We start from the raw sequence: 11,454 nt of genomic DNA, 5'->3' as shown, positions 1-11,454 counted from the left end.
ATTTCCGTGATCCAACCCGGCGAGCCTCCGTCCGATCTGTTACTCCTGTGACTAGCGTGATTTCAGGTGAAGGATTCGGGGGAGGTGACGGGAGATGCCCAGCTCCGTGATCATCGTCGCGCTCGCCGCGGCATGGCTCGTCGTACTCGTGCCCATGGTCGCGCGTCGGCGGCAGCAGGTCGCGAGGACCGCTGACTCCGCGTTGGCGGCCAGGGTCGTGCGCAGTGGTGGTGGACGCAACGAAGGCCGGGAGGAATTCGCCATGTCCGACAATCCCGTGAAGTCCCGGCCCACGGTCGAGGACGACCTCGCGGAGCTGGAGGCGGACCTCGAACTCGAGGACGACCTCGACGACGAAGAGGAGCCGGAGCCACTCCCGCAGCCGACCCGCGCCGAGCGGCGGGCCGAACGCGCCCGCCCCGGCTACCGGCCGGGCCGCGGCGGCTTCGACCCCGAGGCCGCGGAGATCGCGGCCCGCGCGAAGTACAGCTTCCGGCAGCGCGTCGTCGTCATCCTGCTCGTCGTCGCGGTGGTCACGGCCGCGATCGCCGGCTTCCTCGTCCCGCTCGTCTGGTGGGGCCACGGCCTCGCCGACGTCGTCCTGGTCGGGTACCTCGTCTACCTGCGCCGCCAGGTGCGCATCGAGGAGGAGATCCGCCAGCGCCGTCTCGCCCGGTTCAACAGCACCCGCGCGCCGCGTCACCCGTCGGGTCCGGCACCTCGGCCTTCTGTTGAGGATTTCGAGGCCGAGGAGGAGGCCGAGGACGTCGACGCCGTGGAGGTCGTCGAGCCGGTCCGCCGCGAGGTCGTCGAGCGCCGCCCGTCGCCGACGTCCCGCATCCGCCGCAGCGCGGTCGTCGTCGACCTGGACGACGAGGACCCGGCGTTCGAGGAGCTCGACGAGCCCGGGACCGGCCCGTATCGACGCGCGGTAGGCGAGTGACCCCCCGCGTGATGTGCTCGTAGGGCACTGCTAAGCTCTACGAGCACGATCAAGGGGCTGTAGCGCAGTTGGTAGCGCGTCTCGTTCGCATCGAGAAGGTCAGGGGTTCGATTCCCCTCAGCTCCACGTAACGAGCCTTATCACAAACTTGACCCGTTGAGGTCAACGTGGATGGGGTTGCCTCACCGGGAGCGTCACGCTGGTTAGCCAGGGTGGCGCTCTTTTTGGTTTTGCGCTCGATCAGGTAGGCATCTCGGATGGCCTGGAACGGATCCTTGAGCGCCTGGTCCATGACCTTCTCGGCGTCGAGGTAGAGCCGGGCGAAGAACACCCGGTTGAGCATGCCGCGCACTACCTCGTCACCAGCCTGGTAGGCCTGGTGCGGCTCAGCCAGCAGTTCGAACGCCTGGTGGAAGATCGTCTGGCTGGTGTCGAGGTCGGTGCTCGACCGTTCCAGCGTCGCCGCGATCTCGGCCTGCTCGGCCCGGATGCCATCGAGCCTGCTGCGCAGTTTGGCCTTGGGCCACTCCTCCTCGGCAGCCAGGTCGAGGAAGTAGCTCTCTTTTTTGTCGAGTTTGGCCAGCTGGGCGGCGTAGCGTTCGCGCAGCTCGTCGGTCAGCTGACGGTCAGTGCTGACGGCCCCGTCAATGCCAGCCCGCACCTTCGCCAGCCATTCGGCCGGCATGGTGACCGTCGCGGCGTAGTGGGCTTCCACGGCGGCCTCAGCGACTTCCACGGGGATGCCGGGCAAGTCACACACGCCGTCTTGTCGCCCCCTGCAGGTAAAGTAATAGTAATCCCCGCCGTGACGGCCCTTGACGTACGTGATCACCAGCCGGTGCTTACATCGCTCGCACCACAAGAGACCCTTGAGGTAGTGGTCGTGCGTCCGGTGTCGTACCTGGGCGTCGGTGTGCTTGGCGAGCAGCTGCTGTACTTGCTCGAACAGCTCTGACGTTACGAGCGCCTCATGGCGACCGCGGTATTCCACGCCGTCATGTTCGACATACCCGAGGTAGTAGCGATCTCGCAGTACGAGGCCGAGCTTCTTGGCACTGATCGGGCCGCCTGGTGAGTCACCGCGGGCGGGCATCCGCAATCCGGCATGTGCCAGCTTGACGGCCAGCGTCCGAAAATTTTCCTCACCGGCGGCGTACAACTCGAAGGCCATCCGCACCAGCGGCGCCCGTTCCGGGTCGAGCACCACGCCGTTGACCGGACGGCCATCGACCGTGATGCGCTGGTTGAGGTAGCCCACCGGCGCCCGGTGCACTGTTCCGCCGTTTCGGGCTCTGTTGGCCATTTTGACCTTTATGTCTTCGCCACTCAAGCGTACTTGGAGCCAGTTGAAGACGTCGGTCATGGCCTTCATGCCCTCAGCCATGACACCATCGCCGAAGTCCTCGCGTGCTGAGATCAGCTCCACGCCGAGCTGCTTCAGAGCCAGTTCGGTCGTTCCAGCTTCGATGTAGTTCCGGAAGGCCCGGGACCGCTGGTAGATGATTACGGCATCGATGTCACGGTCTTGCTGGATGCGGGTAATCATCTCGCGGAATGTTGGGCGCTTCTCGATGGTCTGCGCCGAGTAGCCGGGTTCGATGTACTCGCCGACGATCACCGCACCAAGGGCTTTGGCCTTCTGGCGTCCGTACTTCCGTTGCGTGTCAATGCTGTTGCCATCGCGATCGAAGTCGGCGCCCGTATCCATCTGGCGCTTGCTGGACACCCGCAGATATAGGACGACGCGTGGGGCGGGCTTGGTTGCCTCGCCGCGTACATGTCGGTTAAGGGTGGTGCTGGACACCCGTTCATCACCTCCTACTTGTCAAAGAACGTGCGCTGTCTAGGCACAACAATGGTTTGGGCTGATGTTGCCCGAAGTTCGCAGGAAGGTGCGCTTGATCGGCCGGTTGATGAGGCCGAGCCGTGTTAGCCGGGTACGCATCGCCTCAGCCGAGACGTTGAACATCAGGGCCGTCGCCTCCAGGTCACGCAATGTTCCCCAGACCCGCGCCACCAATGCCGGCGGCATCAGCACATGAGCGGCGAACTCATTACATAGTAACTCCACTTGCAAGTGTTGTCGTCCCGGATTGCCGCTTCCAAGATTGGACGTCAAAATTTCAAAATTTTCAAGATCAATGACATGTTTAACCTCGTGGATTGCACTAAATCTTTGGCGAACGGCTGGCTCAATCTCGTTGAGATAAATCTCCACCTGACCTTTGCTAAGCTGCACGGTCATGCCGCTGCCATTGCAGTCCGCCGGGTCCAGCTTGATGCTTGGTACAAATTGGACGGGTACGTGCTGCTGCTTAAGCAGCCAGGCTAAGCCAAAATCTGACTGATCGGTGGCTCCAAGATATTCGCGCAAGGCGTTGGCTTGCATGCGAGCCAGTTGTAGTGACTCGCCGTAGCTGAGCGGCCGCTTTGGGGCCAAGCTGCGCAGCGAAGCAAGCAACTCGGCCATCTCCTGGTCGGTTATGTTTGATAGCATTCCGGTGTCCTCCTCTCTCTCGTTTAGTCGTTGTTGTAAGCGCTGAACGTGGCCGACTGTCCGGCTCTCGGGTGGGGCACGCCTATGATGTGCAGTTATAGTAGATATGCAGGTGGCGTGATCGTCGAATCAAAGAACTTGCTAGTCGCCATATGGCGGTATCTAGTTGTATCTGATGGCATCACACTCCTGTTTAACGTTGTTCATTTTATTACATTTGTTATCCGTAGTCTACAATATTATTGACAACAGAACTCATTTGTTTCACAACCTGTGGATAGATGACGCAGTGGATGAACTGGAAGGCCGGGTCCGGCAGGCACGCGATGACCTCAGCAACCGCCGCCCGGCGAGCCTCGTTCGGCACGCTGACCAAGACGCGCGGGATGACGCCACCGGGTCCGACCTGCCCGCTGCGGGCGAACTGGACGTACACCAGCAGCTTGCGCTTGATCGTCGGCAGGCCCTCAGACGCCTCGTCCTGCTCTAGCCAGTAGGCGTCGGCAGCGTCACTCGATCGAACGACGATGTAGGCATCCGGCTTCAAGCGTCCGCCACTGCCGTCTGGGTGCCAGCTGGCCGGTTCAGCTTCGAACGTCGTCAGCTGAAGTTCCCCGGCCCGCTCCAGGGCTCTGAGCTGCACATATAGCTCACTGACGGCCAAGGTGTGCTTCAGGAACAGCCGACCAGGAGTCCACGGCCGGCGTGGTCGATTACCGGGACTGCGGGCCGCACTGAACCGCTGGCCAGTGGCGTTGAGGGCGTAGACCAGCCCCCTACTGCCCGCGCGGACGCCGCCGATTCGGCGCTCGAGTGTGGTCAACAGCTTCAGCGACACCAAGCGTGCCAGCACGCGGCGGCGCGTTCGATCACGGCTGGCAGCTGACAGGTCGGCGAAGTGGAGACGGGTCAGCTGTTCACCGGTCAGTACGCGGACCCGTGCCAGGTCATCCACGATGTGCCGATCCCGATCACTCAGCACATCAGCCAGCTGGTCCAGCGCGGCCGCGGTCGTCCGGCGGAAGGTCATGGGTAGAGCTCCAGGGCGAAGGGAGTTTGTCCTCCACGAGAGGACAAGTGAGTCGTTGGAGGTAGCGATGTCGAACGTGGCGCCGACCTCGGTAATCAGCGCGCAGCGACTCGACGCGATCGGGGTAGCGGCCGGTAGGACGAGCGGACAACCTCTCACGTCGTCGCTCCGGCGGTGTAACGACCAAACGAGGCGGTCGGTGGTGTGCTTCGGGCGGCGATCGCGCCTTCCACGTCTGCCCGCGGGACGCCGTAGCGCTCTCGGCTCGCGGTGGCCAACTCATCGGGGTCCCGCGTTGGCTCATCGAGCGGCAGGGTCGTGAGGGTGGCCGGCGTCTGCGTCACGCCGTCAACACAGAGCCGGGCGGCAGCTTCGAAGCGCGCCAGCCCCTTCAGGTCATCAACGGTCAGCGGGCTGAAGCGCTTGGCGAGGATGACGGCGTCCTCGTGCTCGACCGCCATCGTGAGTTGCGAGCGAACCGTCCCGAGCAGTGCTGCGCGAATGGTGTCGGGAGCCTGTGTCAGAAACTGCAGAGCGGTCGTGATGCCGAGGCCAAGTCCCCGGGCCTGGCTGAATATCTCAGAAAGCGGCAGAGGTAAGCGCATTAGGTTAGGCGCCTCGTCGATAAAGGCGAAAAAAGGCGCCCGCTTTTCAGCGGAGACCGTTACTCGGGCAAGCGTCGTCTGCCACAGCAGTGAGACGAGGAGTGAGCCGAGCAAGCTAGCAGTCTCGCGGCCCAGCGTGCCTTCCGACAGTGAGATCAGGACGACCTTGCGCTCTCGGAAGACCGCGGATAAGTCGATCCCTTTAGACTGACCGAGCATGAGGCGGATGGCTGAGCGTGAGGTAAAGGCTTCAACCTTCTGTAGCACCGGTCGAATAGTCGCCATTTGGTCACCGTCCGACAGCTGGTCGTGGCGTTGCCAGTAATCTCGAACAGTCGGTGGGACAGTTGGTTGCTTCGTGAGCCGCTGCCGGAAGCCTGGTTGCGTGAGCATTGGCACAAAATCGACCAGCGTCAGACGAGAGTCGTCCATGCCTCTCGCGTTAACCAGTAGGTTCAGGCCACTGCGCATCACTGCATCCGACCTCGGCCCCCAGAATCCTGACCAGATCGACGTGAATACCGACAGCACGTTGTCGACAAGCAATTCGCGGCCGGCCTCGTCGCGGGCGTGGCCGAGGACGTTGAGTCCCATGGGCTGTTCACGGCGGGCGGCGTCGACGACCACCAGGCGGTCGGCGTCCTTGTCGCCAACTCGGGCCAGGACGTCGGAGATCAAGTCCCCCTTGGGGTCGATGACGAATACGCCGTGACCGGCATCGATGTCACTCAAAATCATGCGGGCCAGCAGCCACGATTTTCCGGCACCGGTTGGTGCCACGATTGCGAGGTGGCGGAGCCGATCTTCCGCACCCAAGGTGATCGGTCGGTCCGTCATACCGGGGTAGTTGCTCAGACCCAACGTCACGGACCGGCGGTGCATACGCATCGGCGGTGGCAGCTGTCGGGCGGCGCCGGTCGCGATGCCCGGCAGGTGTTCGGCCCCCACGAAACCGACGAAGCCGCTCAGCTCGGCGGTACTAAGTAGCAAAGGCCAGGCGGTCAGCGGCAGCGATCGGTGCTTCAGGCGCCCAGCGACGTCCTGGCTGGCCAGGAAGCGGCGCACGATGCGGACGCCGGCGGCGTTGGTGTTGTGCAGGGTGGACCAGGTGCGGTTCAGCAGTGACAGGGCCCGCGGTCGGCTGGAGGTCTGAACGCCCAGTCGTATCGTGACCTGCATCAGTTGGTCTTTCTGCTTGATGCGTGCCGCTCGGACCGCTTCAGCATCCGGCGGTGCCTCGCCTTCCAGCAGGTAGCTCGACCACCACTGATCTTGCGGACGTGGTGCGGCCGCATGGATGGGCGCGGGTGTCCCGGCGCTGGTGAACGTCACCTGCCAGCGGATGACCTCGCCCTTGCTGAGCGGCTGCAGACTGGCCAGCAGTGCGCTGCTGAGCGCGTCGGTCCGTTCGGTCGCTAGCGGACGGCTCCGGCTGGTGGCGGTCGCTTCAGCCCCGACCGTGGCGTTAAAGGGCCGACGCAGGTAGTTCGGCGCCGCTTCGAGCCGGGCACCGGGCAGGCCGGCCCGGATGCTACTGAGCACCTGGCCCGTTCGCCGTTCGGAAAAGAGCAAGTAGTGCCGGATGCCGCGGTGATCGGCCTCGATCTCCAGGACGAGCGGCGACTCGGGTACCAGCGACCACTTCGGCCCGTGGGTGCAGGCGGCCAGCATGCCGAGCCAGCGGGCGGTGTCTTCCGGTGTGAGTGCTGCCGGTAGGTGCAAGCGGTACGCCACCAGCGAGGCCCGCCACTGCTTGGCGAGTGCGGAACGACCGCCGACGATAACGCCGAGCACCGCGCTCCCGGCCACGAGCAACGCTAGAAGTAGGTTCATGCTTCCTCCTCTCTTGGTTTAGTAGTTGTCGATGGGGTTTCGGCTTTCACGGCCGCACGGTCAAGCTGCTTGCCAAGTGCAACAAGGGCTTGCGTCAGAAGTTGGGTGTCAACTTCCTTCCGCGGCGTACCGCGGACTCGCACGTACCATTGCTGCACGTCAGTTTCTCCAGCTTGGAGCAGTTGCCCCCTATATTCTTGTTATGCCCAAGTTGAGAACGGGTTGCAAGTAGATTGTTTATTCCACAGCACCGATCGGTATAGGCTGACCGGTGATTGAAAGGCTCTTTTAGAGCGTCACGTCGCTCTCGACCTGATTTCCCCAGACGTCCCACCGCGGCTGTCGGCGGCGGGCGAACAGCTCCAGGTACGGCCCCGGGGAGCAGCGCTCGATGATCGCGTACTGCTCCTCGGGCTTGTGGCTGTGCTCTTGCACCGGCGCGTAGAACCAGGAGCCCTGGCTCCTGAACTGGACGGGCGCTCGGCCTCGAACGCCGAGGAGTAAGTGCTCGGTCTGGTTGCGCAGGTAGTTGCCCAGACCAAACCGCGGTTTGATCCACGTCAGGCAGCTGCGGTACGAGAACCCCACGCCTCAATGACGCGGAGCCCCTCGAGGAAGGTGGAGTTCGTGACCCACAGCCAGAGATGCGCATCGTCGGCTGCCAAAACTTGCACCGGCAGATCGCAGATTTCACGCAGCTTCATGAGGGGATAGTGCATGCTTGCCCCTCGTGCGCCCTGCTGGTTTGTTGACCAGGGCGGGTCAGCCAAGATGGTGTGATAGGTCTTCAAAGGGTAGTTCGCTCTCCTTCGCTCGTCCTCAATGGTGTTCAAGCAGGGTCCACCGCCGATCTGGGTCGTGACCCTGCCTGAACACCTGCATGTGTCCCAGGCTGTGAGCCCGGACCTCACAACGGCTTGTACTCCTCGTGGTCAGTGCGGTTGACGAACACGTCCTGCTTCAGAAAGTTCTCGCGCTCCCTGGCCTGTCGCCGCTCCAAGCGGTCGAGCAACTTGGTGACGTCCTGGACCAAGCCGTCCTGGATGAAGATGGTCAAGGCGCTAGCCTCTTCCAACTCTTCAAGCCGTGTCGTCACGTCTTCCAGCAACTTGACGAGCCGCCGCAGCCTGATCTCGGTCTGCTTGGTGTCGTCATTCATCGCCCATGTCCCTTCCGGAGGCTATGCCTCGCGAACTGTGTGAGAACTCGGTACTGCTCATTGATTCGTCTAGATCCCAAGGCGGCTGCCACAAAGGCTGGCAACGGCAGCAAAAGTCCGAAGTGCACTTACATCTTCGAAACGTCGACCACTTTCACGATGGCCCGCCCCGCCCAGATGGCCAGTAGCACCGTGACCACCCAGAACAAGAAGGGCGGCAGCACGGCGTACAAGATCATGCCGAGCACCCACACGGCGAACGGCAGGCACAGTAGTGCCAATCCGATTTTGAGCATGACGAAGTCACTCCAATGACTGAGAAGGTGTAGAGAAAGAGAGCAGCCGGGAAACTAGCCGCTTCCTAGTGCCGCCGGCCGATGAATACCCAGACCAAGCCGCCCAAGATGAGCGCGGCGCCAATGCCGACGAGGCCGGGGTTGAGTAGTGACAACAACAAGTCCCAACCACCCGAAACCATCTGCCACAAGGCGGCGGGCAGGATGGACTGCAAGATGAGGGTCAAGAGCTTTAGGGACAGCCCGAAGACCAGCAGACCAAAAACGATGCCCACCAACCTGCCGATGACGGGGCCGGGTCCACGGTGCAGGGGGTACCTCCCTCCGAGGCGGCTAGTGAGGTTTCATCAGGTCAGCGCCTGATGCAGCCATTCTGACCAGGCGCGCGAAGGGAAGCAGTACACGAGCCGTACAGAACCGTGACGGAAGCCGTACAAAGATCAACAGGACACACTCCCACCCCGAGCGCTTAGTAGTCGAACTGTAAAAGGTCAGGTTCGAGCGGATGAGGAATCGGAGGCTTGTTCGGCTCATACCGATGGACATTCGGTGGAAAGTCTAGATCTTGACGCAACGATTTCGTAATCAATTGATGGCCTCGTGCTTCTTCCTGCGTCTCAAGCGCGATGATTAGGTACCGCCCGAGCTCCTTGTCTCGCTTGGCCAACGAGTCACACAGATGACTGACTTCATCCATCGCCCCGTCCGCACAATCTTGTCCAGTGATTTTTTCAGTGAACGCCTCGACAAGAAGTCCAGTTATGCGCGCAATGCACGCGGCCTCAAAGCGTTTTGCGGCGATTGGGCTATCATCTTTGGGACGAAGAGGCAGTGCTTCACTCATTACATTATCTGATTGTGAACCATTTCTCTTAGAAGTCAACCGGCTCTGCCTAGGCCGACTGGGGCCGGTTCGGGCCGCCGCGTATTATATGGACATGACGAGCGAAGAAGGGCTTAGCATCAAGGTGCGGAAGGAGCTAGTTACCCTACGTGCCCGTGGATACTGGCGGATTAATGACCCTGACCTGGTTGCTATACAGACTTCTCGGCTGGAGAAAGCGGCACGTCGTGCTCCCGGTCATCGACCAAATATGACTCGTGTAGCCGTAATTGAGCTACTACTGCGGCACGAGGTGGCAAAACTTCGTATACCGTATCGGGACTGGCTCGGTATTCTTTTCGGGCTACGTGATGGCGATGACCAGATAGGAACTGATGCGCTGCGTGAGCAGGCAGCAAAATTTGCCGGTGAATTTGACCCTCACGTTTTTAGGCGGACCAAAGAAAAGGCGGCGCTAAGTGCGCTGGCGGATCAGATCGTCGCCGATTGCTTAGTAGTTGCAAATGAGCCTACAGATCTTCCTGAATTACGCGATGAGTTCTCCGATATGGCGCAGAACTCTAACCCTGCTTACGTTCCCCGCGAAGCCATTCACCATGAGTTCGCCCGGCTTGCACGAGACGGCGTCCGACTAGTCGCCCTCGTCGGCCAGGCAGGCATGGGCAAGACAACCTTAGCGGAAGCACTAACCGAGTCTCGTGCCCCCTTCATTCGCGTGCGGGACGGCAAGTTGGAAGAGCTAGATCTACAAGCGGCATTTCTTTCGGTAGGTATCAGCCGAGAGGTTGTCTTGACCGATAATCCGGCGACGTACCTCTCGGCGTTACTTAGTTGCCCCCAGGCGCCTGAGTGGGTTGTTTTGGATAACTTGAAAAGTACAGCCGAGCTACGCCATCTACTACCTGCCACGTTGTATAAAAGTCGCGTACTAGTGACCAGTCGAATGAGCGACTCATCCTTCCTCGGTCGCGGTCAGGTGATCGAAGTCGAGAGGATGACGATCGAGGAATCGGTTGCGCTGCTGCGTCGCAAACTGCCCGAGCATCGAGCTAGAGAGCTAGAGGAACTTGCCAGCCTGTTGTTTAGGCATCCGCTCATTATGGAGTATGCATCCTCGCTACTTGAAGGTAAGTCGGTATCCGCTTGGCAGTTTGGCCAAGAATTTCGAGCAGATGTTACAGAACTCGCAGGTCACGCACAGACGGAGGATGGTCAGGTACTCTCGGTTATCCTTCATCGTATTGCCGCTGAATTAGCGATCTACAACCCAATTGCACATCGACTGCTGGCAGGATTGAGTTTTCTTGAATGTGACGTCCCGCTCCTCGAAGTCGACTTGATTGCATACACCAGGGCAACGTCTGGAACGAACCTGTCGCTAGTTTCATGCCTCCAGGCAATAAAACATTTGTTAGACGCAAGCCTTCTTCGGCAACACTCGCGCGGAAATCAGACTTTCTACGTTATGCATCCCTTAGGGCAGCTCGTTTTACGGAGCGAGTTCCGCCCGCGAGCAGTCGAGGTTCTGAAGGCTTGCGTAGAACTCCACTACGCCATAGTCGAGAAAGTAGAGTCGACGTGCTTAGAAAATAACGGTCTATACGCACGGAACGCGACAGAAGGTGAGCGCACCTTCCTGCAAACTTGCAGTGGATGGCAGTTCTTACATAATGTCTTCTTCCGCTTGAGGACCAAACCCAACGAGTTCACGCTAACAGCGCCAGAAAAGGACTCCGTCGTCGACTATATATCCAAGATGATGACATCAACGATAGTTGGCAGGTATTCAGCGCTTCATGAAGGCGGGCGCCCAATCATACATCCTTACTGGTTCGAGCTGGTGTATGGTAGCACAGCAGGCGCAAAGGAATTTCTTGCGCTGATTCCAAGCCTCAGGCAAGCGATCGAGAAAGTGAGGGCGCTCGGCAATGAACGAACAGAAATCTCGTAGATTTCCCGTGGGCGATGAGCGACACTGTCTCTGATGTGTAACCGCACGACGACCGCGCCCGAGTTAACGACGTCGAACGAATCCCGACCCAAATGCAGAGCCTAGACCCAGCATCAGGGCACTTGCTATCCAGTCGCGCAATACGGGTCGCCGACTCTTGAAGCGCTCCCGCGTGTTCACATGCGCCACTTCCATGAAGCGATGGAAGTCGTCGCGCACTACTTGGACGCCACAGGCAGCGGGCTCCGCGAGATGATCAACAGTGAGAACGAAGCGCGCGATGCGATGGCCGATTT

General features: G+C 60.7%; 11 protein-coding genes, 1 tRNA gene and 1 pseudogene. 3 read left to right on the top strand and 10 right to left on the bottom strand.

Annotated features, from left to right (window positions below):
• Window positions 1-94: 94 nt before the first annotated feature.
• Complete coding sequence (sepX, locus tag VA596_RS04415; protein ID WP_323323860.1) at window positions 95-943, top strand: divisome protein SepX/GlpR; 849 nt, start codon at window positions 95-97, stop codon at window positions 941-943.
• Window positions 944-996: 53 nt separating this feature from the next.
• A tRNA-Ala gene (locus VA596_RS04410) sits at window positions 997-1,069 on the top strand.
• 634 nt (window positions 1,070-1,703) lie between these two features.
• Here the strand turns inward: VA596_RS04410 and VA596_RS50635 are convergent.
• From VA596_RS50635 to VA596_RS04355, 10 genes and pseudogenes are all read right to left on the bottom strand, one after another.
• Window positions 1,704-2,651 (bottom strand): annotated as a pseudogene (locus VA596_RS50635) (recombinase family protein); the annotation flags it as partial.
• A gap of 135 nt (window positions 2,652-2,786) precedes the next feature.
• Window positions 2,787-3,413 (bottom strand): ImmA/IrrE family metallo-endopeptidase, encoded by a 627-nt coding sequence (locus VA596_RS04395; protein WP_323323854.1) that lies wholly within the window; start codon window positions 3,411-3,413, stop codon window positions 2,787-2,789.
• A gap of 247 nt (window positions 3,414-3,660) precedes the next feature.
• Window positions 3,661-4,470, bottom strand: coding sequence for a replication-relaxation family protein (locus VA596_RS04390; RefSeq protein ID WP_323323852.1), 810 nt, complete (start codon window positions 4,468-4,470; stop codon window positions 3,661-3,663).
• Window positions 4,471-4,625: 155 nt separating this feature from the next.
• Complete coding sequence (locus tag VA596_RS04385) at window positions 4,626-6,908, bottom strand: helicase HerA domain-containing protein (protein WP_323323850.1); 2,283 nt, start codon at window positions 6,906-6,908, stop codon at window positions 4,626-4,628.
• 288 nt (window positions 6,909-7,196) lie between these two features.
• Window positions 7,197-7,496 carry an MT-A70 family methyltransferase gene (locus tag VA596_RS04380; RefSeq protein ID WP_323323848.1) on the bottom strand — a complete coding sequence of 100 codons (300 nt, stop codon included), beginning with the start codon at window positions 7,494-7,496 and terminating at the stop codon, window positions 7,197-7,199.
• Entirely contained in the window at window positions 7,469-7,819 is a 351-nt protein-coding gene (locus VA596_RS04375) for an MT-A70 family methyltransferase (protein WP_323323846.1), read from the bottom strand. Before VA596_RS04375 ends, VA596_RS04380 begins: the two co-directional genes overlap by 28 nt.
• Window positions 7,816-8,067, bottom strand: coding sequence for a hypothetical protein (locus VA596_RS04370; RefSeq protein WP_323323844.1), 252 nt, complete (start codon window positions 8,065-8,067; stop codon window positions 7,816-7,818). Before VA596_RS04370 ends, VA596_RS04375 begins: the two co-directional genes overlap by 4 nt.
• 128 nt (window positions 8,068-8,195) lie before the next feature.
• Window positions 8,196-8,363, bottom strand: coding sequence for a hypothetical protein (locus VA596_RS04365; protein WP_323323842.1), 168 nt, complete (start codon window positions 8,361-8,363; stop codon window positions 8,196-8,198).
• A gap of 65 nt (window positions 8,364-8,428) precedes the next feature.
• Window positions 8,429-8,638, bottom strand: a complete 210-nt coding sequence (locus VA596_RS04360; RefSeq protein WP_323323840.1) for a hypothetical protein — start codon at window positions 8,636-8,638, stop codon at window positions 8,429-8,431.
• Window positions 8,639-8,832: 194 nt separating this feature from the next.
• Window positions 8,833-9,207: a hypothetical protein gene (locus VA596_RS04355; RefSeq protein WP_323323838.1), complete on the bottom strand. Its 375-nt coding sequence runs from the start codon at window positions 9,205-9,207 to the stop codon at window positions 8,833-8,835.
• Between the two features lie 94 nt (window positions 9,208-9,301).
• Here VA596_RS04355 and VA596_RS04350 point away from each other — a divergent pair, with 94 nt between their 5' ends.
• A complete protein-coding gene (locus VA596_RS04350; RefSeq protein ID WP_323323836.1) occupies window positions 9,302-11,158 on the top strand; it encodes a hypothetical protein in 1,857 nt (618 codons plus the stop codon).
• Window positions 11,159-11,454 lie beyond the last annotated feature (296 nt).

It is taken from the genome of Amycolatopsis heterodermiae (genome assembly GCF_034929455.1).
Taxonomy (GTDB): domain Bacteria; phylum Actinomycetota; class Actinomycetes; order Mycobacteriales; family Pseudonocardiaceae; genus Amycolatopsis; species Amycolatopsis heterodermiae.
This window is presented reverse-complemented; position numbering and strand designations above follow the sequence as displayed.

Bases quoted from the DNA above. Each gene is read 5' to 3' on its own strand.
- sepX (WP_323323860.1), top strand. From the start codon at position 95: ATGCCCAGCTCCGTGATCATCGTCGCGCTCGCCGCGGCATGGCTCGTC.
- VA596_RS04395 (WP_323323854.1), bottom strand. From the start codon at position 3,413: ATGGCCGAGTTGCTTGCTTCGCTGCGCAGCTTGGCCCCAAAGCGGCCG.
- VA596_RS04390 (WP_323323852.1), bottom strand. From the start codon at position 4,470: ATGACCTTCCGCCGGACGACCGCGGCCGCGCTGGACCAGCTGGCTGAT.
- VA596_RS04385 (WP_323323850.1), bottom strand. From the start codon at position 6,908: ATGAACCTACTTCTAGCGTTGCTCGTGGCCGGGAGCGCGGTGCTCGGC.
- VA596_RS04370 (WP_323323844.1), bottom strand. From the start codon at position 8,067: ATGAATGACGACACCAAGCAGACCGAGATCAGGCTGCGGCGGCTCGTC.
- VA596_RS04365 (WP_323323842.1), bottom strand. From the start codon at position 8,363: ATGCTCAAAATCGGATTGGCACTACTGTGCCTGCCGTTCGCCGTGTGG.
- VA596_RS04355 (WP_323323838.1), bottom strand. From the start codon at position 9,207: ATGAGTGAAGCACTGCCTCTTCGTCCCAAAGATGATAGCCCAATCGCC.
- VA596_RS04350 (WP_323323836.1), top strand. From the start codon at position 9,302: ATGACGAGCGAAGAAGGGCTTAGCATCAAGGTGCGGAAGGAGCTAGTT.